This window comes from Pseudomonas sp. FFUP_PS_473, from assembly GCF_002858665.1.
GTDB classification, from domain to species: Bacteria; Pseudomonadota; Gammaproteobacteria; order Pseudomonadales; family Pseudomonadaceae; genus Aquipseudomonas; species Aquipseudomonas defluvii.
The window spans coordinates 1-23,638 of the sequence record NZ_PJQQ01000006.1 but is presented as its reverse complement, the minus strand read 5'-3'; the positions used below and the strand labels follow the sequence as shown (position 1 = coordinate 23,638).

The following is a 23,638-nucleotide window of genomic DNA, read 5'->3' as shown; positions in this document are numbered from 1 at the left end:
CAATTCCCAAGGAACCCGTCCGTGCACGTGCAAGCAGTAAACGCGGTTACAACGCCAGGGACAGCTACTCGTCCGCGCAAGAACCGCAGGCTAAACGTATTGATGTACCCGCGCCAGGCGACATCCTTTGCGCCCAGCGTGCACGCCAACGGCCTGAAGCGCGGCCGATATGCGCCCTCTGCCCTACAGAATTACCGGCTCACACTGCCCCCACTAGCGCACCTTCATGCAATGGGCGACGGCTGTGGCCAATGCCAGCGGGCCCATGACAGTCGAGGCGAGCGCCCCATCGCATCTGGCCAATTTGGTCGATTATCGGGCGCAGCTCAACGCAAGGCCTGACGCATCCAATACCCAATATCCATGACACGACCCTGGCGTTTGGCCCCAGCAGCGTGAACAGCACGGTCGGCCTGACGCATCGTTTTAAAGAGGATGTCTTAATGAGTGATTACACCCACCCCTATCGCGACAGCGAGTTCGTCCTGCAGCAGCTGGTCGAATTGGAAGCCTTGTGTGCATCGGCACATCGGGATGACATCAACGATGAACTGGTGTCCGCGATTCTGGCCGAAGCCGGTCGTCTGGGCTCTGGCGTATTGGCACCGCTCAACAGGGTTGGCGACACCCAGGGCGCACGTCTGGGCGAGCACGGCGTCCAGGAAACTCCCGGCTTTGCCGATGCCTATCAGCAGTTCCAGGCCGGCGGCTGGCCTTCGTTGACCGCAGCGGAAATCTGGGGCGGCCAAAACCTGCCGAATGTGATCGGCACTGCCGTCAATGAAATCTGGCACTCGGCCAACATGGCCTTCGCCCTCTGCCCGATGCTGACGCAAGGTGCAATCGAGGCCATCGCCCACCACGGCTCGCCCGCCTTGCGTGATGCCTACCTTGCCCCGTTGGTCAGTGGCGAATGGACCGGCACCATGAACCTCACAGAGCCGGATGCCGGTTCAGACCTGGCCGCGATCAAGAGCCGTGCTATCCCTCAGGGCGACCATTACCTGATCAGCGGGCAGAAAATCTTCATCACCTGGGGCGACCACCAGATGACGGAGAACATCGTCCATCTGGTACTGGCCCGGCTGCCGGACGCACCGGCCGGCGTAAAAGGCATTTCGCTGTTCGTCGTGCCTAAATTCCTGCTTGATGCCCAAGGCAAGCCAGGCGCACTCAACGATGCCCGCTGCATCGCGCTGGAGCACAAGCTGGGCATCCACGGCAGCCCGACCTGTGTCATGAGCTTTGGCGATAACGGTGGCGCCATCGGTTACCTGGTGGGAGAACCACACCAAGGGCTGGCGTGCATGTTCACCATGATGAACCACGCTCGACAAAGCGTTGGCCTGCAAGGCCTGGCCATCTCTGAACGCGCCTACCAACACGCCTTGCAGTACGCCAAGGACCGCCTGCAAGGCACGCGCAAGGATGGTAGCCGCTTCTCGATCATCCACTTCCCGGATGTGCGGCGCATGCTGCTTCAGATGAAGGCATCCATCGAGGCAATGCGAGCCCTGGCCCTGGTGGCCGCCGCCGAAGTGGACCGTACCGCCTACGCACCTGACGCAGACGCGGCAAAGCTGCATCAAGGTCGCGTCGACCTGCTCACCCCCATCGTCAAGGGGTGGCTGACCGAGATGGCGCAAGAAGTGACCTCCCTCGGCGTGCAGATTCATGGTGGCATGGGCTTCATCGAAGAAACCGGCGCCGCCCAGCATTATCGTGACGCCCGTATCCTGACCATCTATGAAGGCACCACCGGCATCCAGGCACTTGACCTGGTCGGGCGCAAGACACTGCTCAACGAAGGCCAGTTGATCAGCCGCTTGCTGGACGATATCGGCGAAACCGTCACTGTGCTGCAACGCTCGACGCACCTCGCCAATCAGGCTGCAGCACTGGAAGGCGCCTTGGGTGCTGGCCGGCAGGCCCTGCGCATTCTCCTCGACAATGCGAAAACCGACGCGCACCTGGCAGGCAGTATCAGCGTGAACTTCATGATGCTGTTCGGCTACCTCTGCGGCGGTTGGCTGATGGCTCGCTCGGCCTTGAGCGCCCAAGCCCTGCTCGACGCCGGCAGCGGCGATCCTCAGTTCCTGAAAGCCAAGCTGGTCACTGCCGACTTCTATGCCGAACAGCTACTGCCGCGCGTACATGCCCTGCTGACCGCCATTGGCAGCGGCAGCAGAAGCATCATGGCACTGGACGACGAACAATTTTGACTGCGCGTTCATTGACTAGCCCCCAGTAACGACTGGCACTGCGAACCACTGCGGTGGCCTTTAACGGTCACCGCACGTTTGCAACACATGTTTGCCCCACAACGTAGCGATACCCGCCTTGATCGTCTCGGCCTCCCCTTCTGCCCACCCCCAAGAACAATCAGGCGAGCAGCGCTTCGCAACGGCCCAGCTGAGTAAGGACGCGCGTACCCATTGGGCGTTTGATGCCCGGTAGCCCGTCCATTTCTCCCCCTATTTGAGGTTTCCCCCATGCACGCTTCGCGTATTCGACTGGCTTCCCTGCACGACAAGATCATGAGCGCGACGCAGGCAGCACGGCTCATCAAAGACGGCATGACCATCGGCATGAGTGGTTTTGGCGGTGCGGGAGACGCCAAAGCGGTTCCCTTGGCACTGATCGAGCAGGTTAAGAGCACGCCACTGAAAATCAACCTGATTACCGGCGCCAGCCTTGGCGGAGGGCTGGATGGGAAAATGGCCGAAGCCGGCCTGCTGGCACGGCGGATGCCCTTTCAGGGCGATGCGGTACTGCGCAAAGCCATCAACGAAGCGCGCGTCATGTTCATCGACCAACACCTCTCGGAAGTGGTCGAGCAGGTGCGCGATGGTTTCCTGCCCACCCCGGATATTGCGGTCGTCGAAGCGGTGGCCATAACCGAGCAAGGGCATATCGTACCTACGTCCTCGGTGGGCAACTCGGCAAGCCTGGCCCTGGCGGCCAAGCAGGTAATCGTCGAACTCAACCTGGCGAGCAATCCACATTTCGAGGGGTTGCATGACATCTACCTGCCTCAAGATCGCCCTCACCGTGGCCCGATCCCCATTCGTCACTCAAACGAGCGCATCGGTAGCCAGGCGATCGACATCGATCCGTCACGCATCGCCGCCATCGTCATCTGCAACTCGCCCGAGGCGACCGTGACCATGTTGCCGCCTGACAATGACACGCAGGCCATTGCCGACCACCTGGTGCGGTTCTTCGAGCAAGAGGTGGAAATGGGCCGCCTGCCTAGAAACCTGGCGCCGCTGCAAGTGGGCGTGGGTTCCATTGCCAATGCGGTGATGTGTGGCCTGATCAACGCGCCCTTCAACGACTTGGTGCAATACTCCGAAGTCCTGCAGGACTCCACGTTCGACCTGCTTGACGCCGGCAAGCTGAAATTTGCCTCGGGATGCTCCATCACCCTGTCCGGCCCCTGTGGCGAGCGAGTCTTCGGCAACCTGGAAAAGTACGCTGACCGCCTGGTACTGCGCCCCCAGGAAATCTCCAACCACCCGGAAGTCATTCGACGCCTGGGGCTCATCGCAATCAACACCGCGCTGGAGTTTGATCTCTACGGCAACGTGAACTCCACTCACGTCTGCGGCACCCAAATGATGAACGGCATCGGCGGCTCCGGGGACTTTGCCCGCAACGCTCGCCTGTCGATATTCGTGACCAAGTCGATTGCCAAGGACGGGAACATTTCACGCGTAGTGCCCATGGTCAGCCACGTCGACCACACAGAGCACGACGTGGATATTCTGGTCACTGAGCACGGCTTGGCTGACTTGAGGGGCCTCGCACCTCGAGAGCGGGCCCGGGTGATTATTGATCAATGCGTACACCCAGACTACCGCGCAGCCCTTGATGACTACTTCAGCGCCGCCTGCCTGCTGGGCGGACATACCCCCCACGACCTCAGTCAGGCGTTGAGCTGGCATGTACGTTTGAACAAGACAGGCAGCATGCAGCAACCCAACTGACGCCCTGGCACACCGCGGCACTGCAACTGAACGGCCACCCCCAGGCCGTTCGGTTCTGCGCTAAACCCCATCACCAGCGCATCACCGCCTACGTGCTGTTCGGTCCCGAACAGCCATTCAGCACTTTGTTCGGTGCAGTGCTTCCAACCTTACCGCTCAATACATCCAAGCCATTGTTTTAAAAGCACTTTTAAACATGGCATGGTTCTCGCCTTGTTCCTCTCACCCTAGAAATGTGTCGCCCGCTACTGACCGTTAAGTAGCCGGTCGAGCCGTACATGCCTTGAAGAGGAATACGATGAAACTTCTGCACATGCTGTTCTGCACCGCGTTGTTGTTTGGCGCCAACACCTACGCCAGTGACGACGTGCCGTCATTGGCAGGCAAGCGCATCGCCATCAGCATGACCGGCACCAGCCATTACTTCGACGTGAAGGCGTTCCAGGCTCAGGTCGACGAGGTAAAACGCCTGGGCGGTACTCCCATTACGCTGGATGCCGGCCGAAACGACAAAAACCTGGTCACGCAACTGCAAACCGTGGTCACCCAAAAACCTGATGCCGTTATCCAGACGTTGGGTACGCTCAGCGTGATCGACCCCTGGCTCAAACGCATCAAGGCGGCCGGCATTCCACTGTTCACCATCGATGCGCCCTCGCAGTACAGCATCAACAACACCACCTCGGACAACTACGCAGCGGGCCGTTTGTTGGCGGAGCAACTGGTCAAGGATACCGGTGGCAAGGGCAACATCCTGGTGTTCAACGGTTTCTATGGCGTGCCCGTGTGCCGCATTCGTTATGACGAACTGATCAAGGCGCTGGCCGACCATCCTGATCTGAAGGTCATTCAGCCCGAGCTGCGTGACGTCATCCCCAACACCGTGCAAGACGCCCGCTCGCAGGTCGCAGCGTTGCTCAACAAGTACCCCAAAGGTGAAATCGCGGCGATCTGGTCGGCCTGGGACATCCCGCAACTGGGCGCCAGCCAGGCGCTGATTGACGCCGGGCGCACCGAGATCAAGACCTACGGTGTCGATGGCACACCGGAAGTGCTCGACCTGATACAGCGAGACGATTCGCCCATTGGCGCCGTTGTGGCCCAGCAACCCGTCTTGATCGGAAAAACCGCAGTACAGAATGTCGCGCGTTACCTGGCCGGGCAAAAAGACCTGCCCAAGGAAACCCACGTTTCCACCCTGCTGACCACTGCAAACAACCTGGATGAAATGCAACAACTGCGAGGTGACCAATGAGCCAGAAAAGTGATTTCGATATCGGCCGACGCGCCCTGCTGGGTGCTGGCGTTACCCTGGCTGCCGGCCTTGGTCTTTCTTCCCTGGCCCGAGCAGCCAGCCCGAGTGGCGACGCCAGCGGCGATACACCGGTACCTTCACTGGCGGGCAAACGCATCGCCATCAGCACCGTGGGCACCAGCATCTACTTCGATAGCCGTGCGTTCGCCGCGCAGGTCGAAGAAGTAAAAAGGCTGGGCGGAACGCCCATCACCCTGGACGCGGGGCGCAACGACAAGGCCATGGTCACCCAGCTTCAGAACCTGGTCACCCAGAAGCCTGATGCGGTGATCCACACGCTGGGCACCTTGAGCATCATCGACCCCTGGTTCAAGCGTATTGCGGCGGCCGGCATTCCGCTGTTCACCATCGAGGTGCCGTCGCAGTACGCCATCAATACCATCTCGGCGGACAACTGGAGCACCGGCCTGATCCTGGCCAAGAAGCTGGTGGCGGACCTGCGCGGCAAGGGACGCGTGCTGGTATTCAATGGTTTCTATGGGGTGCCAAGCTGCGGTATTCGTTACGACCAGTTGAAGCTCGTGACCAAGTTCTACCCACAAATCGAGTTCCTCGAGCCGGAGCTGCGTGATGTCATCCCCAACACCGTGCAGGACGCCCGCAGTCAAGTCGCCGCGCTGCTGAACAAATACCCCAAGGGCGAGATCGATGCGATCTGGACGGCCTGGGATTTGCCGCAGTTGGGTGCCAGCCAGGCGCTGATCGACGCAGGGCGCACCGAGATCAAGACCTACGGCGTCGACGGCACACCGGAAGTACTGGACCTGCTTAAACAACCCAATACGCCAGTCGCCGCCGTGGTTTCGCAACAACCGGCACTGATCGGACGCCTGGCGGTACACAACGTCGCCCGTTACCTGGCAGGTGAGCACGACCTGCCCAAGGAAACCTTCGTCGAGACACTATTGACCACAGCGGACAACGTCGATGACGTTCGCCGCCTCAGGGGTGATGCTTGAACAACATCCCTGCCCTGGAGCTTCGCAACCTGACCAAGCAGTTCGGCGTCACGCGGGCGCTGGACGATGCCAGCCTGCGCGTCCAGCGTGGCAGCGTGCATGGCCTGGTCGGTGAGAACGGTGCTGGAAAGTCGACACTGATCAAGGTGCTTGCCGGCATTCATCGCCCGGATGCCGGCAGCCTGTGGGTGGACGGTCAGCAATACACTCACTTCACGCCGCGTCAGGTGGCACGTCTCGGCATTCAGTTCATTCACCAGGAGCGACTGCTGCCCGCCAGTTTCACGGTGAGCGAGGCGCTGTTCTTCGGCCAGGAAATACACCGCGGCCCTTTCGTCGATCGCCGTGCGCAACAACGGGAAGCCGAACGCCTGCTTGACGCGTATTTCGACCTGAAATTGCCGCCGGATGCATTGATCGGTGAGCTGAGCAGTGCCGAGCAACAGGTGGTGCAGATTACCCGCGCGCTGATCGCCAAACCCAAGGTGCTGGTATTCGATGAGCCCAGCGTCGCGCTGGTGCAACGCGAGGTTGAGCAATTGCTGCGCATCGTCAAGCGATTGCGTGATCAGGGCTTGGCGATCATCTACATCTCTCACTACCTGCAAGAGATCGAACACCTGTGTGACCGGGTGACCGTGTTGCGCAATGGGCGTGATGTCGCCGAGGTCGATCCGCGCAACACGTCGCTGGCAGAAATTACGCGCCTGATGGTCAACCGCGAAGTGGCCGAAATGTACCCCAAGCAGCCGGTCGCATTGGGCGAGCCGCTACTGCAGGTGAGCGGCCTGCAGAAGCGGCATGCCTATCGCGATATCGACCTGCTGGTGCGCCGTGGCGAGATCGTCGGCCTCACCGGGCTGGTGGGCTCCGGCGCCAAGGAGCTGCTGAAAAGCCTGTTCGGCCTGGACCCGGCGCAACAGGGCGAGATTCGCCTGAACGGGCAACTTGTCGAGTTGAACAGTACACATCAGGCCGTGCGCGAAGGCATTGCCCTGCTGCCGGAAGAGCGCCGCCGGCAAGGGGTGGCGCTGGACCTGTCCGTTCAGGAGAACAGCACCCTGGCCAGCCTCTCACGCTTCACCCGGTTTGGGCTGCTCTCGGAACGCCGCGAGCAGCAGGAAACCCAAGCCCTGATCGAGCATCTGCTGATCAAGACGTCCGGGCCGCAGGCCAGGGTGCGCCAGCTCAGCGGTGGTAATCAGCAGAAGGTGGCGCTGGCCAAATGGCTGAGCCGGCAGTCGACCCTCTACCTGCTGGACGAACCCAGCGTCGGTATCGACATCGGCGCCAAAGTGGAGATCTACCGTTTGATCGGAAAGCTGGTGGAGCAAGGCGCCGGTGTCTTGCTGCTTTCGTCCGATCTGCCCGAGCTGCTGGGCCTGTGCGACCGCGTCTATGTCATGCACCGAGGGGCCATCATTGCGCAACGCAAGGCCGCCGAGCTCGACAGCGACACGCTACTGGCGCTTGCGTCCGGCACACATCATCAACAGGAACCCGACTATGTCCACTGATCTCTCCCTGGCCAGCGTGTCGGTCCCACGACGCTCGAACCGCTGGCAATTGAAACTGCTGCGCCATGGCGCCTCGCTGGCGTTCCTGGCGATCTTGCTGGTATTTGCCAGTACAGCGCAAAACTTCCTTTCACCCACCAACCTCTCGAATGTCTTCGCGCAGTCTGCAATCCTCGGCCTCCTCGCTTTCGGGCTGACCATCGTGATCATCGGTGGCGGCTCCAACGTGGTATCTGGCGGCCTTGACCTGTCGCTGGCGGCCAATCTCGGGCTGTCGGCCGCCGTCTATGCCACGCTGAACAACGCGGGCGCCAGTGCGGCCAGCAGCATCGCCCTGACCTTGGCATGCGGCCTGGCCATCGGTGCGCTTAACGGCCTGGTGGTGGTCGGCCTGCGCCTGCCGCCACTGCTGGCGACGCTGGCCAGCATGAACCTGATTGCCGGCCTGGAGCTGGTGTTGACTGAAAATACCGTGCTGCCAACCGAGTCAGCGCTACTGGAGCTGCTCAGTTTTGGTCATTGGCTGGGGCAGCCGGCATTGGCCTGGGTGTTCCTTATGGCCGCGCTGCTGTTGACGCTGCTGATCCAGTTCAGTCGTTACGGCCTGCGCCTGTATGCCGTTGGCGAGTACCCGGAAGCAGCGACCGCAGCAGGCCTGCCTGTGGCGGCCTATCAGTTCTCCAGCTACCTGCTCAGTGGTCTGTGCGGGAGCCTGGCGTCGTTTTGTTCGGCCGCCTGGTTCAGTGGAAGCACTACCGGCTCTGGGGAGATGCTGCTGTCGGTTGTAGCCATCGCCTTTCTAGGCAGCGTGTTCTCCCGCCGCCTGCGCCCGAGCATCAGCGGTACATTGCTGGCCACGTTGCTGGTGGGTTTTCTGGTCAATGGTTTCCAACTGCTGAACATCTCCAGCTTCTGGGTCAACGGTGTACAGGGTGTATTGATTCTACTGGTCGTCGCCAGTTCAAGCCTGCTGCGTGGGAGATCGTGACATGAACCAATCAACCACAGTGCTACCCAGCACCGCCTCGGTATCAATCAGTCGTCAATGGCTGCGCCTGGTCTTGCCCGTCTTGTTCCTGGTGCTGCTGGTATTTTTCGCGGTCAATGCACCCGGTTTTCTCAGTGTGGGCAACCTCAGCAGTGTATTGCTCAACAATTTCGCCCTCCTGGCCATCGTCGCCATCGGCATGACGCTGGCAATCAGCGCTGGCGGTATCGACCTTTCGGTGAGCGTAGCGTTGGATCTGGCTGCACTGACGTTCGTCGTATCGCTCAATGCTGGCTTTGGGCTGTTTCCGGCAATCGTGTCCGCGATACTGGTGGGCGGCCTGACCGGCATGTTCAACGCAGTGTTGATCAGCGGGCTGCGTATTTCGCCATTTCTGGCGACACTCGGTACGCTCTTTATCGGCACCAGCGTGCAGCAGTTGCTCTCCGACGGCGGCCAGCCGATCTACCTGGCTGCACAGGCACGCCCTGCCCTGGCCAGCATCGTCGTGCTCGGCATTCCGCTGCCGCTACTGATCGTTGCGATTTTGGCGGCGGGTTACGGTGTAGCGCTCGCCAAAGGCCGCTTCGGCCGTCAGGTGCTGGCCATCGGCGAACAACCGGAGGTCGCGCGCTACAGCGGTGTGCCGGTGCAGCGCATCACCGCCCGGGTGTTCATCGCGTGCGCCCTGGCCTGCTCAGTCGCGGGTATTTTGCTGAGCAGCACAGTGAATGCCTACGTACCGATGTCGGGTAACGCCTTTCTGATCAATGCCATCGGCGCCGTATTTATCGGCACCACCCTCAACCGCCATGGGCGGGCCAACGTACCGGGTACGCTGCTGGGCGTCCTCTTCCTGAACATCACCGCCAATGGCCTGCTGCTGATCGGCTGGAACTTCTACTGGCAACAGGTGGCCACGGGCGCACTGATTCTGCTGGTGCTGTCGTTCAGCTACCTTGGTCGCCGCGTATTCAAGGACCCGTCCTGACCACCCTTGTAGGAGTTGGCTTGCCAACGATGCAGACGCCACGGTCTCGCTGGCACTTCGCCGACGCCATCGCAGGCAAGCCAGCTCCTACAGGAAATGCAGTGTTCTGTGTGGATCGTTGTGGGCGTTGGCTTGTCAACGATGCAGACGCCTCGGACTTGCTGACACTGCGCTGAAGCAATCGCACAGTCCATCCCTGTAGGAGCCGGGCTTGCCCGCGATGCAGGCGCCGCGAAGGCACTGACACCCCGCGGATACCATCGCAGGCAAGCCTGCTCAGGTGAAACCAGCCGGTGGTGCCGCTGCAGGGAATGGATATGTTCACAAGGCGAATGACACACCTGCCATGCCGATCCCTCGGGATGGCAGGTGTGTTTTGCTCAGGTCAGTGCCACACCGTTAAGGTAGTGGTCGCCCAAGCGACGGCGCAGTTGCGACAACGGTACGGCATCGCCCCCAATCGACGGGCGCGGCGTTTGCCTTCCGGTCAGTTCGACCTGCAGTTCACTCGCCCGTTGTGCCGCTTCTGCGGCAGCCAAGCGTGCGGTGGCGGCCTCGACCGACGAGCGCCCGGCCTGCGCCAGCAACGCATCAGCGGCAGCAATACGCACCTCCAGGTCACCAATACTTGCGATGGTCAGGGTATCGTCCTTCAACGGGCTGCCTTGCAAGTGTTCGACCAGCGCACGTTGAACATTTTGCGCGAACCCCAGGTCGGCCAGTGTATGAGCGTGAGACATAAGCAGGTCCTCAGTTCCAGGAATGACGTTGTGGATTGACGCCGTTCAGGCGCTGGTTGCCGATCAGGTGGTATTTCCAGCGCACCGGATCGTGCAGCGTATGCGTGCGCGCGTTACGCCAGAAACGGTCCAGCCCCTGGCTGGCAGACACACTGCGCGTGCCACCCAGCTCCAGCAGCCGGGTCGACGCCAACAAAGCGATCTCGGTAGACAGGACTTTGGCCTGGCCGACAACCACCGAGGCGTGGGCGACGCTTGCTTCGGTAGGCTCCGCAAGCGCAAGGTCCACGGCCTGGGCGGACGCCTGGAGGATCGCTTCGGCAGCGTGCAGGCGCCAGGCCAGATCGCCAATCGCAGCCTGGCTCAGCGGGTCTTGCCATCCGTGCTGCAAACCACTGTCGACCCACGGGCGCGCCTCTCGCGCCACACGCAGGGTTTCGGCAAACGCGCCTCGGGCAATGCCGGTGTCCACTGCGGCCTGAATGATCTGCGATACCGGCCCATCGGCGGTGGGTCGGTCATAGGCTTTCCAGGCCGGAATCACGGCGCTGAGCGGCACGCGTACGCGGTCGATCAATGCCTTGCCACTGGCGGTGGTGCGCTGCCCAAAGCCATCCCAGTTATCGACAATGCTCAGCCCTTGCGCGTCCCGTGGCACAAACGCAATGAACGGCCGGTTCTGCTCATCCACCGCCGCCGTCGGGACAATGTGAGCGAACAGCGCGCCGGTGCAGTAGAACTTCTCGCCCTCCAGCACCGCGGTGTCGCCCTCAAAATGAATGCGTGTTTCGAACGCAGTGACGGTTTTGCTCTTGGCTTCGGAGAACGCATTGCCGAACCGATAGCCGGCAAGCACCTTGGCAAAATAGTGATGTTGCTGTGCCTCGCTCCCGGTCAACAGCAGGTTGTTGATCACACCGTAGTGATTCTGCGGCAACTGCCCCAGCGAGGAGTCCGCCGCTGAAACGGTTGCCACGACCTCGGTCAGCGTGGCGTAGGACACGCCAGCACCACCCTGGGCCTTGGGAACAGTAATGGCCCACAGGCCACTCTCGGAAAAGCGGTCCAGTTCCGCCCACGGCAGACGTCGCTCGCGATCACGCGCTACGGCTTCTTGGGCAAAATCCTGGGCCAGACGCTGGGCCACCTCAATGGCTTCGGCATCACTACGAATAATATGGGCCGGACGCCGAGGCGCTGAAACGGCCTGCTCGGGCAGGCGGGTATGCAGTCTATCGGTCATGCGTGACTACTCCATGCGGTACAGGTAAGAAAGGGCTACAGCACAGGCTTACAAGCGGAAATCCAGCGGGTACTCGACGATGAAACGCACTTCGTCAATGTTGGACTCGGCCACGTGATCGCCGCCGACACGGTGCGTGGCCTGCATCAGGTTGAATGAGAGGTCCTTGGCCGGCCCGCTCTGCACCACATACTTGATCCAGACGTTGCGCTCCCAGTGGCTGCCATCCTTGATGCCGCTGTAGTAGCTGTAGGCACCCCCGGCGCGGCTGCCATCGATGTCGGTACCGCGCACGTAACGCGTGGTCAGGGTGAGGCCCGGCACACCGAGGCCAACGAAGTTGTAGTCATAACGCGCCTCCCAGGCACGCTCGTTGGGGTTGTTGAAGTCCGATATCTGGGATGCGGCATCCAGCTCAAGGTCGTAGGTGTTCCAGACATAGTCGAACGGCGTGTCACCGTCGATTCGCGTGTAGCTCAACTTGAAAGCATGGGCGCCATAACCCAGCCCGGCATGGGCGCTCCAGGAGTCGTTGTCGATCTTGCCGGCCAACGCCTTGCCGCTGTCGCGGGTGCGGTAGTAGTTCAGGCCGGTGTTGATGCTCAAGGCCTCGTTGATCGGCTGCACAAAATCGAAGCGGGCGAAGGACTGATTCCAGATGTCGTCAAGCCGGCTGGTGTGCAACTTGAAGCTCAGTTGGTCGTTGAACACATAGTCACCGCCCAGGTAGATCACATCGTTGGCGCCCTTGAAGCGCCCCGCGTACACCGTGCCGAGGTCACCACGGTGGTTGCTGGCGTTGCGATCGCTGCTCGACTCAAGCTTGCCGCCCTGCAGGGTCAGGCCCTCCACGGAGGTGTTTCGAAACACCAGGCCGCGCAAGGTCTGGGGCAACAGGCGGATATCGCTGGCATAGAGTACCGGGCTGGTTGGGCGCACATCGCCGTAGCGCACTTCGGTGTCGAAGGCCCGCACCTTCAGCGCCGCGCCGACCTTGCTGTACTCATCCTTGGGTTCGCCATCGAAGTTGGCACCAGAGCGCGAAACGATGCCCGGCACCCCCACACCGTTGCCGACCACACCATTACCGCCATCGAGCTTGAGGCCCAATACGCCCTGCACATCCAGGCCAAAGCCGACCGTGCCCTGAGTGAAACCGGATTGCACATCGGCGATCACACCATGCCCCCATTCGCGATGCTGGCTCTGCCGTTCACCGGTATTGGGGTTGCGGGCGAAATCGCCGTTGCGGTAGTCCTGGCTGAAGAAGTAGTTGCGATTGAGCACATGTACCTGCGTGCCCTCAAGGAAGCCTTCGCTTTCTTCGCTGGCGGCAAAGGCCGGGCTGGCCAGGGCAAGGGTCAATGAAAGGGCTGTTCGATGGTTGTTTCCAAAACGCATGGCAAGGTCCTAGTAGTTGCGTATGTAACGCCCGTGCAGGCGCTGTTTACTCAACTATTTCAACAACCATGCCAATTAATTAATCGTTATATATCAACAACTTAAAATACAAACCTGAGAAACGTGAATTTTACCAACGGGCAAACTGACCGATCAGTGTTGCGTGCCACACAGCACATTCGAAGGTCGACACCCGAATACCGTCAGGCACAGCCGAACGCCATCCACCGCAGGCGGATTCGCACGCGGAAAGTCATGTTGTATGTGGGCTGGAAAAGGAGAGATCAGTTGCGGGGTACGGTAGAAAACCGCACCGATGGGCGCACAGGCACCCATCGGGAGAGGAGGAAAACGAGTGCCTGAGGTGCCTCAGTCGGCCTTGCCACCGAGGTAGAAATGCTGGATGTCTTCGCGGGCGGCCAACTCACTGGCGGCGCCCTCACCCACCACCCGGCCGTTCTCCAGAATGTAGGCATAACTGGCGTGACGCAGCGCAACATTGATGTTCTGTTCGGCCACCAGAAAGCTCACGCCTTCCTGAGCATTGAGCTGGGCAACGATATCGAAAATTTCCTCGACGATGATCGGTGCCAGGCCCATGGACGGTTCATCAAGCAACACCAGGGAGGGCCGGGTCATCAGCGCACGCCCAATGGCCAGCATCTGCTGTTCGCCGCCCGAGGTCAGCCCCGCCTGGGTCTTGCGCTTGGTCTTCAACCGCGGAAACCAGGTGTAGATCCGCTCCAGGTCCTGCTCCAGCTCACGCCTGGAGGGGTTGCGCAAAAAGCCACCACTGCGCAGGTTTTCCTCGATGGTGAGATGGGCAAACACATGACGCCCCTCCAGCACATGGACAATGCCCTGGCGTGCCAGCACATTGGCCGCGACGCCTGCGGTGTCCTGCCCGCGAAAGTGGATCTGGCCGCGGGTAACCCGCGCGCGATCGGCCTGGACCAGGCCGGAGATAGCCTTGAGCGTGGTGCTTTTACCTGCACCGTTGGCCCCCAGCAGGGCGACAATACCGCCCTCCTCGATCCGCAGAGAAACGCCGACAACCGCGAGGATGGCGCCGTCATAGACCACTTCGATGTCCTCGACGGCGAGCAGCTCGGCACGCTCGACAGCAGGACGGGTTACTGTATTCATCTATACGCACCTTCTACTAAGCTCAGGGCGCACCGTTCAGGATCGCGGCACGCAGGCAGGCATCACTTACTGCTCAGCCGCGCAATCGCGTGCTTGAACACCTTTTTCTTTGGCGTACTCTGCAGACTTGGCATCGATCAGTGGGCGCAAGGTCGTACGGTCGGCCTGAACCCAGTCGGTGATCAGGTTCCACTGCTTGCCGTCCCACTGCTGTACCTTGGCTGCACCGCCGCCCTCATGGTCATCACACGACAGTTTGAGCGGCTGCATGAGGCCCAGAAACCCGATCTCCTTGAGGCGTGCATCGTCGAGGTTCAGGTGCTCCAGGCCCCAGCGTCCCTCTTCACCGTTGAGTGGACGGTTGCCGAATTTTTTCTGCCCGGCGCGTATCGCCTCTACCGCGATGGCCGCGTTCACCAGCCCGGAGTTGTAGTACACGCTGCCAAAACTCTTGGGGTCCTTGAGGTCACTTTTGCCCTTGTCGAGAATGTGCTGCTTGATGCGCTGGTGAATATCGAAGGTGGCACCGCCTGGGTATGGTGTCAGCGCCAGGTAGCCTTTGCCCGCCTCGCCCGCGGGCAGTACGTCCTCATTCGAGCTGGCCCAAATGTCGCCGACAATGTGGTCTACCGGATAACCGAAGCGCGCCGCCGTCTTGATCGCCACCGGCGTGGACACGCCCCAGGTACGCAGGAATACCCAGTCCGGCTGGAGTTGGCGCACCTTACGCCACTGCGAAGCCTGCTCGTTCCCAGGATCGGCCACCGGGATCTGGATGTTCTCGAAACCATATTTTTCCGCCAGCAGCTGCAGCGGCCCCTGGGTTTCACGGCCGTAGGCGGAGTCGTGATAGACGGTGGCAATCTTCTTGCCCTTGAGCTTGTCCAGGCCACCCTCGCGCGCTGCTACGTAGTTGATGAATGCCGACGCCTCGCTGTAGAAGGTCAACATGGCCGGGAAGTTGTACGGGAACACACTGCCGTCGGTGGCCTCGGTGCGGCCATAGCCGAGTGTGATCAGCGCAATCCTGTCAGCGGCAGCCTTGTCGGCCAGGGCGTACGCAGCGGGTGCTCCGTTGGGCTGATAGAGGGCCACGGGGGCTCCATTGAGGCCGTTCTTGAAGCGCTCATAGCACTCGATGCCCTTCTCCGCCGTCCATTCGGTCTCGCATTCCTGCCACACCAACTTGACGCCGTTGATGCCGCCTTCCACTTCATTGATGTAACGCAGGTAGTCGATCATCCCGGCCCACACCGGAATACCACTGGAGGCATAAGCGCCGACGCGGTAGGTGGCCAGGGGAAAGAATTGTTCTGTGGCGGCGGCCTGTGCTGGCTGTGGCAATGCCGAGTAGAGGCCTAGCGCCAGGGCGAGCGCGGTGGCGCTGTATTTGAGGGTTGCATTCAGGGTCATGGGTTCTCTCTCGTCCTTTCGCCGCGCGGCAACCCAAGGGGTGCCGCGGGCAGGTGCTTTCATGAGGCAGGCAGGCTTACTGTTCGGCCGCGCAATCACGTGGGGTGATGCCCTTTTCCTTGGCGTAGGCGGCGGATTTGGCCTCGATCAGCGGCCGCAGCGTATCGCGGTCGGCTTGCAGCCAGCCCGTCACCAACTGCCACTTCTCCCCGTCCCATTGCTGCACGCGGGCGGCACCACCGCCCTCGTGATCAGCACACGACAGTTTCAAGGGCGGGAGCAAGCCCTCGAAGCCGCTGGCCTTGAGGCGCGCCGCATCGATGTTCAAGTGTTCAAAGCCCCAGCGTGCCTCCTCGCCATTCAACGGGCGATGGCCGAACTTGGTTTGCGCAGTGCGCAGTGCCTCGACCGCGATGGCCGCGTTGATCAAGCCGACGTTGTAGTACACCTTGCCGAAGTAGGCTGGGTCCTTGAGATCGCTCTTGCCGGTGTCGAGGATGTACTGCTTGAGGCGTTTGTGAATCTCGAACTCTGCGCCACCGGGGAACGGTGCCAGCGCCTGGTAGCCCTTGGCCGCGGTGCCGGCCGGAATCACGTCAGCCTCGGAACCGGCCCAGACGTCACCGATGATGCGATCGACCGCAATGCCAAAGCGTGCTGCAGTCTTGATACCGACCGGCGTGGACACGCCCCAGGTGCGCAGAAACACCCAATCCGGCTTGATCTGGCGCACCTGGCGCCACTGCGCGGACTGTTCGTTACCCGGATCGGCCACCGGGATCTGGATGTTTTCAAAGCCGTACTTCTGCGCCAGCAACGCCATCGGCGCCTGGGTTTCGCGGCCATAGGCAGAGTCGTGGTACACGGTCACGATCTTCTTGCCTTTGAGTTTGTCGAACCCGCCTTCGCGCTGGGCGATGTAGTTGATACCCACCGACGCCTGGCCGTAGTAATTGAGCAACAACGGGAATGCGTAGGGGAACACGCTGCCGTCGGTGGACTCGGTACGCCCGCCCGCACCATCGATCAGCGGGATCCGGTCAGCCGCGCCCTTCTCCATCAACGCATACGAGCCCGGCGTACTGTGGGTGAAGAAGAACGCGGTCGGTGCGCCGTTCAAGCCACCCTTGTAGCGCTCGTAACACTCGACGATGCGATCAACGCTCCACTCGGTCTCGCACTCCTGCCAGACCAGCTTGACGCCATTGATGCCGCCCTCGACTTCGTTGATGTAGCGAAAATAGTCAATCTCGCCAGCCCACCAAGGGATGCCACTGGAGGCATAGGCGCCGACCCGGTAGGTGGCCATGGGCACAAACTGTTCATTGCTGGCAGCCTGCGCCACCGCGGGCAGCAGGGACTGGAAGCCAAGCGCAAACAAGGCACTGATGAGGGTACGCTGGAGGGGGTTACGCATGTCGTTCACTTCTTTGAGATGGAGTGTGGTTCGTCCCCTCCCGTGGTCGGGTCAAGGTGCATGGAAATCTTGATCGCGCTAGAAACGCAGTGGCCAGGTCCTGAGCCGGTCGCGCAGGTTGCCGAACAGGCGTACCAGCCCTTCCGGTTCCTTGATCAGGAACACGATGATCAGCGTGCCAAAGATGATTTTCTGCAGGTTCTGCAACTGACCGGCATCGACATTGCCGCCGAACAACCACTGCCCGGCGTGGTTGAGAAAGATCGGCATCAGGCTGATGAACGCGGCACCGACGAAGTTGCCGGCAATGCTGCCCATGCCGCCAATAATGATGATGAACAGGATCTGGAACGAGCGGTTGATATCAAAGCTGCCGGCGCTGGCCGTCCCCAGGTAGGCGAACGCCCAGAGCGCACCGGCAATGCCCAGGTAGAACGAACTGACCGCAAACGCCAGACGCTTGTAGCGATCCACCGGAATGCCGATCACTGCCGCGGCCGTGTCCATGTCCCGGATCGCCATCCAGTTGCGGCCGATCTGGCTGCGCACCAGGTTCACCGCAACCCAGGTCAGCAGCACCACACAGCTCAAGGTCAGCAGGTAGCGGCCGACCGGTGAGGCCAGGCTGTAGCCGAACAGTTCCAGGCGCGGCGCACTGATGGTGCCGGACGACGCATAGTTGTAGAACCAGGGAAACTTGGCAAACACCCACTCAATGAAAAACTGTGCGGCAAGTGTGGTGACCATCAGGTAGAAGCCTTTGATTCTTGCGCTGGGGATACCGAACAGCATGCCGAGGAACGCGGCAATCAACCCGCCGCCCACCAACGCCAACGGCAGCGGGATACCCGGCACTCGCAGCAACAGGCCATAGGTGGCAAAGGCGCCGACCGCCATGAAACCCGCAGCGCCAACCGACGTCTGGCCGGTGTAGCCGGTCAACAGGTTCAAGCCCAGGCCGGCCAGCGACAGCACCAGAAACGGGATCAGGATTGCATTGAGCCAGTAGTCATCGCCCAGCAGCGGCAAGGCCACGAAGGCCACCAGCAGCAGGAGCGCCAGGCCCAGGGGCCAGCGCCGACGTACCAGGATCAGGGGCGCATCGTCAAAGCTGGTGGTGAGGCGCGCAGTAGTCGTGGTCATACGATCACACTCGTTCGATGGCACGGTCGCCAAACAGGCCGGCCGGGCGGATATAGAGGAATACCAAGGCGAGGAAGTAGGCGAACCAAGGGGTGATGCCACCGCCAATCAGCGGGCCGATATAGGCCTCGGCGAGGTTCTCGGCAGCACCGACAATCAGCCCGCCGACGATGGCTCCGCCAATCGAGGTGAAACCGCCGATGATCAGTACCGGCAGGGCCTTGAGGACCACCAGTGACAGCGAGAACTGCACCCCCTGACGCGCGCCCCACAACAAGCCGGCCACCAGCCCGACCATCCCGGCCACGGCCCAGACAATCTGCCAGATGCGGTTGAGGTTGATGCCAATGGACAAGGCCGCACGGGTATCGTCCGCCACCGCACGCAGGGCTATACCGATTCGCGTGCGGTTGAACAGCAATGCCAGCAGCGCGACCAGTACTGCGGCAACCGCGGCAGCAACCAGGTCGAACTGGCTGATCATGACCTCGCCCACGAACAACGGGATATCCTCGATGCCCAGGTCCAGCGCCCGTACCTGGGCGCCCATCAGCCCTTGCGCCAGCCCTTCGACGATGAAGGACAGGCCGAGGGTGGCCATGAACAGGGTGATCTGCGAGCGGTTGACCAAGGGCCGCAATACCAGGCGTTCGATCAGCAGGGCGCCGATGATCATCACTACCAGGGTCAGGGCCAGCGCCAGCACGAAGGGCACGCCCTGCTCGTGCAGGCTGACAAAGGTCAACGCAGCAAACAGCAGCATCGCACCCTGGGCGAAGTTGAACACGCCACTGGCCTTGTAGATCAGCACAAAACCGATCGCTACCAACGAGTACATGGTGCCGGCGAGCAAGCCACCGATCAGGGTTTCCAAGAAGAAATTCATCAGTGCACGGTCCCCAGGTAGGCAGCGATTACGTCAGGATTGGCCTGCACCTCAGCGGGCGTGCCATCACCGACTTTGCGCCCGTAGTCGAGCACCACGACGTGGGCGCAGAGGTCCATGACCACCTTGATGTCATGCTCAATCAGAATCACCGTGGTGCCCAGGTCGCGGTTGATGTCGGCAATAAAGCGGCTCATTTCCTGTTTTTCCTCGGCATTCATGCCGGCCATGGGTTCGTCGAGCAGTAATAGCGTTGGCTGGGCAATCAGGGCGCGGCCCAGCTCAACGCGCTTTTGCAGGCCATATGCCAGGCTGCCCACCGCGACGTCGCGCCAGGGCTGCAACTCCAGGAACTCCAACACCTGCTCGGCACGTTCGGCGAACACCCGCGCCTCGCGCCGGGCCCGTGGCAAGCCCAGCGCCTGCTCGAGAAAAAAGCTGCGCTGGAAACGCGACAGGCCAGTGAGCAGGTTGTCCAGCACGCTCATGTTCTTGAACAGCGCGTTGTTCTGGAACGTGCGGCCGATGCCCAAGCGCGCTGCCGTCAGGGGATGCGGGCGCTGCAGCCGCTCGGCATCGAACACCAGCTCGCCTGCATCGGCACGGTAGACACCGTTGAGGATGTTCAACAGCGAGCTCTTGCCCGCGCCGTTGGGGCCGATCAACGCGCAGATTTCGCCACGACGCACGGCGAACGACAGGTCGTTGATGGCCTTCACGCCTTTGAACGACAGGGAGATGTTGCGGACTTCAAGAAGCGTACTCATGCGACACGCTCCAGGTCCTCGTGCAGCCACAACAGCCGGCCAGGCGCACGCTCGGCATTGGCCGGGTGTTCAATGTGGGCCACCCGCTGGAAACCGAGCAAATGGCGCACCCGCGACTTGATCCAGCGGCGCAAGCCACGCCGAGGATTCGCCAGGGTCCAGTCGCACAAGCGGCGGCGCCAACTGCCTTGAGGTGCCAGCCGTGCCTCGATTTCCTCAGCCAGTGTCTGTGCACGCTGAGCAGATAACAGCAGTGCAGTCGGGGCGATTTCACGGCGGTCGCGGCGCGCCGTTTCACGGGTTTCCGGAAAGGCAAAACCTTCGCCACGTTCCAGCCAGCGGCTTAGCACATGAGCCGGGCCCTGGGCCCACTCCGTGCCTTCATCAACCCAGACCACCGCATCACGAGCGGCCTGAGCCCACCCCTGACGAGCGTGATACAACGGTTCACCGCTAAACAGTGTCGCCAAGGGCAATACCTGGAACGCGCCGTGCGGTGCGGTGCTGGCCTGGGCGCAGAACAGTCGCAGTGGCGCCAGCGAGTCAAGCCCAGCCAGACGCCAGTGAGCAACGGTCTCGCGGCGCTGCACGAAGGCAAAATCCGCTCGCAGCAGACGCAACTGCCGCTGCAACACCTCGCCACGGCTCTGCGGGCTGATGACTGCGCTGTATCCACCCAGGCTGTGGGCCGCGATTGCCAGGATCAGCAGGGACGGCTCAATCGCACCGCACAACACCAGCCGCGCTTCAGGCACAAAACCCTGCTGACGCAGGCCGGCAGCGCACCGTTCAACTTCACGCAACACATCGATCCAGCGCCAGGCTTTCCAAGTGCCTTGGCGACGGTGACGCAGGGCGATCTGCAACGGTTTTTCCCTGGCCCAGCGACGCAGCGCCGACAGGGCAAAGTCCGGCACCACGTCAAGCGGCCGGGTGTTCAGCTCATGGACCTTCATAGGCAACTCCTGGAAGGCCCAGACCGCTCATCTCAACGATGCTCAACTGCATTTCACGTGGCACTGGGCTGCTCCTGTCTACTCAGCTTCGCACCACTGTCCGGTGCGTTTGAAAGCTATGTAACAGGATCCGTGCCAACAGATAATTTATGTTTATTTTCAAATACTTAGATTAAAAATAATGCCACCGACTCGTGCCTGCGTGGCGACAGCCTGTTGATCAACTGTTCGTGCATGGACAGTTGATCAACGCCCTACCCTGCCAGAAGAACGCACCCGACCACCTGAGCGGGCAATCAGCGCCGCGCGACCTTGAGCACGGGTGCCATCCCTGTGCGTTATCCCGTTTCCCCTTCCCCAAGTAGTCCGAAACTCCCAGCGCGCCTAGGAGTATCGGCCAATGCGCAATCACCGGCGCTTTTACATAGTTGTGGCATGTAGCAGAAAGGGGCTGCGGTCAGGTCTCGAAGACTGAAAACTGTCTGGAGAAAGTCATGACTATTTACAAAAAAAGCTCATCCCTGAAGAACGACCTAGCCAGTTATACCGGTGCAGATCTTTCGCCCTTCACTCAAGGTTTCAAAGCGAGCGACAGCACGACGTTTACATTCCTGAGCAATCCCGCCGCCCTGACTGCTCCGACGGTCACCACCGACCTGAAAGACTACGCTCCTGGCAGCACAGCCATCATCACAGCCAGCGGATTCGCCGCCGGCAGTACCGTGAAGCTCGAGGTGGATCATGTCACCGACGCTGGCGCAGACAGCGTGTGGGGCACGCCTGACGATGTACTCAACACCAATACTGGCGAGGGGCACGACCCCTGGTATGTGACCGACGGTGGTACCGGCGATCTCGACGGCCAGGTCAACGGCAGCGTCACCACCTCGTGGTACGTAAACCCCGACGACTCGGCAGATGCCAGGTTTCTGCTCACCGCCAGCGCTGCGGGCCGCGATGGTGTGTTCGGTACCGGCGACGACGCCGTAGCGACAACCTCGTTTACGGACAGCGGCCCAAGCATCGTGGCGACCGGTGCGAATGTGACGCTGGACGAAACAGCCGGGTTGCAGAACAGCACAGCCACTCCAAGCCCTGCAGGAGATGCTAACGACAATGACATTCTGGTGGCCTCCCTGCCGTCGATCTTCTCGGCACGCTTGACAACACTTGGGGCAGGTACCGCGACGGGGGCTGCCTTGAGTGGCTATACCGGGGCTGCTGGCAACACCGGCAGTGATGCGTTCACCATCACCCCGACGCCCGGAGCAAACATTACCGATGTGAGCTTCACCGACAGTCTTGGCGCGGCGCTCAATGGCTTGGACAGCGGACTGGATACCCTCAATGGCACCAACATCCTTCTCTATACGGATGAGACCAACAACAACATCGTTCTGGGCCGCGCCGGCGGCCCAGCCGGTGAGATCGTGTTCGCTGCCTATATTGAAGAAACCGGATCGCCGGTCACCGGCGGCAAAATCTGGACCGTGCAGTACGAACCGTTCAAGAACCCAGACGCCAGCAACCCTGACGACCCGATCGATCTCACGAATATTGTTTTCGTCGGCGCCAGTCAGGATCTGACATTCAGCCTGGCCAATGCGCCCTCCGGCCAGAACCTCTTCCTCATGTTCACCACGGCGAACCCGACAGTGGTCAACGACGGCGGTGTCTTGCGGATCACAGACCCCACCATCATCGCGACCGGAAAGGACCCCGCGGACCAGTCAAGCGGCGCCAACATAACCACCGGTGACACGATCAATACCAGCCAGGCGGGTGGTCCGACCACCTTTGGCACCAACAATCAGATGATTGTGGAACAAGAAGGCATCCGTTTTACGTTCGTCACGGGTGCCAGGCAGAATGTGACCATTCCCAACCTTGACCAGAACGAAGCAGATGTCGAATCCAACATCGACTTCACCGGCATGTTCAATGCAAAGGGGGCCAGCTTCGACATCGTTCAGCTACAGAGCGGCAAGAGTGCCATCGTAAAAATCAGCGCGTTCAACACGGCGGCTGAACCGGGTGTGAACTTCGTCAACGGGTACGCAGGTGATGCATCGGTTGCAATCACTAATGTTCGCATCATCAACAAGAGTACCGGGGCGGTAATCGAGAACTCAAACGGATCGGTGAATGATCCGAGCATTACCATCAGTTTTACAGGTGGCGTTGCCACCATCACGGGCATCAAGGCCGGCTACAAGATTGAATACACCACAACGCAGAATCACAACCGTGTACTCATCGAGAACGGTGCAGCCGTCGATGCCAAGGGCAATGACCATGCCGATTTCGATATCGGTAGTTTCACACTGAGCCAAGCGGTGACTTCGACCGCTGAAATCGGCTCCAAGATCATCTTCGAGGACGATGGGCCAACGGCAACCGGCACCGCAGCGACTGGCACCGTCGATGAAGATGGCCTGACCAACGGCATCCCCGGCGGCACCGGCGACGTTGCCGGCGAGGCGACCACCGCCAGTGGCAGCGTGACCGGCATCTTCCAGTCCGGTGCCGATACGCCGCTGAGCTACAGCTTGTCGAGTGACACCAGCGGCTTGCCTGCACTGAGTTCGGGCGGCGTCGCCCTGGTGTACAGCGTCGTAGGCAATACCCTCACCGCCAAGGCCGGTGTGGTCGACGTATTCACCTTCAGCCTCACCAGCGCCGGTGCGTACACCTTCACCCTGCTCAAGCCGCTGGACCATGCAGCCGGCAATGACGAAAACGATATCACCATCAACCTGGGCAGCTT

At 61.0% G+C, this 23,638-nt stretch carries 17 protein-coding genes and 1 pseudogene; 8 read left to right on the top strand and 10 right to left on the bottom strand.

What is annotated here, in order from left to right; genetic code table 11:
- Positions 1–443 precede the first annotated feature (443 nt).
- From CYD26_RS05560 to CYD26_RS05530, 7 genes are all read left to right on the top strand, one after another.
- Positions 444–2,222: an acyl-CoA dehydrogenase gene (locus tag CYD26_RS05560; RefSeq protein WP_102052026.1), complete on the top strand. Its 1,779-nt coding sequence runs from the start codon at positions 444–446 to the stop codon at positions 2,220–2,222.
- A gap of 270 nt (positions 2,223–2,492) precedes the next feature.
- Positions 2,493–3,989, top strand: a complete 1,497-nt coding sequence (locus CYD26_RS05555) for an acetyl-CoA hydrolase/transferase family protein (RefSeq protein ID WP_102052025.1) — start codon at positions 2,493–2,495, stop codon at positions 3,987–3,989.
- A 298-nt stretch (positions 3,990–4,287) separates the two neighbouring features.
- Positions 4,288–5,244 (top strand): sugar ABC transporter substrate-binding protein, encoded by a 957-nt coding sequence (locus tag CYD26_RS05550; protein ID WP_102052024.1) that lies wholly within the window; start codon positions 4,288–4,290, stop codon positions 5,242–5,244.
- Positions 5,241–6,263: a sugar ABC transporter substrate-binding protein gene (locus CYD26_RS05545; protein WP_102052023.1), complete on the top strand. Its 1,023-nt coding sequence runs from the start codon at positions 5,241–5,243 to the stop codon at positions 6,261–6,263. Before CYD26_RS05550 ends, CYD26_RS05545 begins: the two co-directional genes overlap by 4 nt.
- Before the next feature lie 5 nt (positions 6,264–6,268).
- Positions 6,269–7,780, top strand: a complete 1,512-nt coding sequence (locus tag CYD26_RS05540; RefSeq protein WP_102052142.1) for a sugar ABC transporter ATP-binding protein — start codon at positions 6,269–6,271, stop codon at positions 7,778–7,780.
- Positions 7,770–8,768, top strand: a complete 999-nt coding sequence (locus CYD26_RS05535; protein ID WP_102052022.1) for an ABC transporter permease — start codon at positions 7,770–7,772, stop codon at positions 8,766–8,768. Before CYD26_RS05540 ends, CYD26_RS05535 begins: the two co-directional genes overlap by 11 nt.
- Position 8,769: 1 nt before the next feature.
- The gene (locus CYD26_RS05530; protein ID WP_102052021.1) at positions 8,770–9,759 is read left to right on the top strand and encodes an ABC transporter permease; all 990 of its coding nucleotides are present in this window, start codon (positions 8,770–8,772) and stop codon (positions 9,757–9,759) included.
- A 380-nt stretch (positions 9,760–10,139) separates the two neighbouring features.
- Here CYD26_RS05530 and CYD26_RS05525 read toward each other — a convergent pair whose 3' ends face one another.
- The 10 genes from CYD26_RS05525 to CYD26_RS05480 all read right to left on the bottom strand — a co-directional run bounded on the left by CYD26_RS05525 (position 10,140) and on the right by CYD26_RS05480 (position 20,871).
- Entirely contained in the window at positions 10,140–10,499 is a 360-nt protein-coding gene (locus CYD26_RS05525) for a hypothetical protein (RefSeq protein WP_102052020.1), read from the bottom strand.
- A 10-nt stretch (positions 10,500–10,509) separates the two neighbouring features.
- On the bottom strand, positions 10,510–11,742 hold the full coding sequence (locus CYD26_RS05520) for an SfnB family sulfur acquisition oxidoreductase (protein WP_102052019.1): 1,233 nt from the start codon (positions 11,740–11,742) through the stop codon (positions 10,510–10,512).
- Between the two features lie 48 nt (positions 11,743–11,790).
- Positions 11,791–13,143, bottom strand: coding sequence for an OprD family porin (locus tag CYD26_RS05515; RefSeq protein WP_102052018.1), 1,353 nt, complete (start codon positions 13,141–13,143; stop codon positions 11,791–11,793).
- Between the two features lie 369 nt (positions 13,144–13,512).
- A complete protein-coding gene (locus tag CYD26_RS05510; RefSeq protein WP_102052017.1) occupies positions 13,513–14,289 on the bottom strand; it encodes an ABC transporter ATP-binding protein in 777 nt (258 codons plus the stop codon).
- Between the two features lie 66 nt (positions 14,290–14,355).
- Positions 14,356–15,696, bottom strand: coding sequence for an ABC transporter substrate-binding protein (locus CYD26_RS05505; protein WP_102052141.1), 1,341 nt, complete (start codon positions 15,694–15,696; stop codon positions 14,356–14,358).
- Positions 15,697–15,778: 82 nt separating this feature from the next.
- A complete protein-coding gene (locus tag CYD26_RS05500) occupies positions 15,779–17,119 on the bottom strand; it encodes an ABC transporter substrate-binding protein (protein WP_099774284.1) in 1,341 nt (446 codons plus the stop codon).
- A gap of 78 nt (positions 17,120–17,197) precedes the next feature.
- Positions 17,198–18,262 (bottom strand): branched-chain amino acid ABC transporter permease, encoded by a 1,065-nt coding sequence (locus CYD26_RS05495; protein WP_102052016.1) that lies wholly within the window; start codon positions 18,260–18,262, stop codon positions 17,198–17,200.
- 4 nt (positions 18,263–18,266) lie between these two features.
- The gene (locus CYD26_RS05490; protein WP_099774282.1) at positions 18,267–19,148 is read right to left on the bottom strand and encodes a branched-chain amino acid ABC transporter permease; all 882 of its coding nucleotides are present in this window, start codon (positions 19,146–19,148) and stop codon (positions 18,267–18,269) included.
- A complete protein-coding gene (locus CYD26_RS05485) occupies positions 19,148–19,915 on the bottom strand; it encodes an ABC transporter ATP-binding protein (protein WP_099774281.1) in 768 nt (255 codons plus the stop codon). The genes CYD26_RS05490 and CYD26_RS05485 overlap by 1 nt, the downstream gene beginning before the upstream one ends.
- Positions 19,912–20,871 carry an AMP-binding protein gene (locus CYD26_RS05480; RefSeq protein WP_102052015.1) on the bottom strand — a complete coding sequence of 320 codons (960 nt, stop codon included), beginning with the start codon at positions 20,869–20,871 and terminating at the stop codon, positions 19,912–19,914. The genes CYD26_RS05485 and CYD26_RS05480 overlap by 4 nt, the downstream gene beginning before the upstream one ends.
- Positions 20,872–21,365: 494 nt before the next feature.
- Here CYD26_RS05480 and CYD26_RS05475 point away from each other — a divergent pair.
- Positions 21,366–23,638, top strand: a pseudogene (locus tag CYD26_RS05475) (hypothetical protein); the annotation flags it as partial.

Bases quoted from the DNA above. Each gene is read 5' to 3' on its own strand.
- CYD26_RS05560 (WP_102052026.1), top strand. From the start codon at position 444: ATGAGTGATTACACCCACCCCTATCGCGACAGCGAGTTCGTCCTGCAG.
- CYD26_RS05555 (WP_102052025.1), top strand. From the start codon at position 2,493: ATGCACGCTTCGCGTATTCGACTGGCTTCCCTGCACGACAAGATCATG.
- CYD26_RS05550 (WP_102052024.1), top strand. From the start codon at position 4,288: ATGAAACTTCTGCACATGCTGTTCTGCACCGCGTTGTTGTTTGGCGCC.
- CYD26_RS05545 (WP_102052023.1), top strand. From the start codon at position 5,241: ATGAGCCAGAAAAGTGATTTCGATATCGGCCGACGCGCCCTGCTGGGT.
- CYD26_RS05535 (WP_102052022.1), top strand. From the start codon at position 7,770: ATGTCCACTGATCTCTCCCTGGCCAGCGTGTCGGTCCCACGACGCTCG.
- CYD26_RS05530 (WP_102052021.1), top strand. From the start codon at position 8,770: ATGAACCAATCAACCACAGTGCTACCCAGCACCGCCTCGGTATCAATC.
- CYD26_RS05525 (WP_102052020.1), bottom strand. From the start codon at position 10,499: ATGTCTCACGCTCATACACTGGCCGACCTGGGGTTCGCGCAAAATGTT.
- CYD26_RS05520 (WP_102052019.1), bottom strand. From the start codon at position 11,742: ATGACCGATAGACTGCATACCCGCCTGCCCGAGCAGGCCGTTTCAGCG.
- CYD26_RS05515 (WP_102052018.1), bottom strand. From the start codon at position 13,143: ATGCGTTTTGGAAACAACCATCGAACAGCCCTTTCATTGACCCTTGCC.
- CYD26_RS05510 (WP_102052017.1), bottom strand. From the start codon at position 14,289: ATGAATACAGTAACCCGTCCTGCTGTCGAGCGTGCCGAGCTGCTCGCC.
- CYD26_RS05500 (WP_099774284.1), bottom strand. From the start codon at position 17,119: ATGCGTAACCCCCTCCAGCGTACCCTCATCAGTGCCTTGTTTGCGCTT.
- CYD26_RS05495 (WP_102052016.1), bottom strand. From the start codon at position 18,262: ATGACCACGACTACTGCGCGCCTCACCACCAGCTTTGACGATGCGCCC.
- CYD26_RS05490 (WP_099774282.1), bottom strand. From the start codon at position 19,148: ATGAATTTCTTCTTGGAAACCCTGATCGGTGGCTTGCTCGCCGGCACC.
- CYD26_RS05485 (WP_099774281.1), bottom strand. From the start codon at position 19,915: ATGAGTACGCTTCTTGAAGTCCGCAACATCTCCCTGTCGTTCAAAGGC.
- CYD26_RS05480 (WP_102052015.1), bottom strand. From the start codon at position 20,871: ATGAAGGTCCATGAGCTGAACACCCGGCCGCTTGACGTGGTGCCGGAC.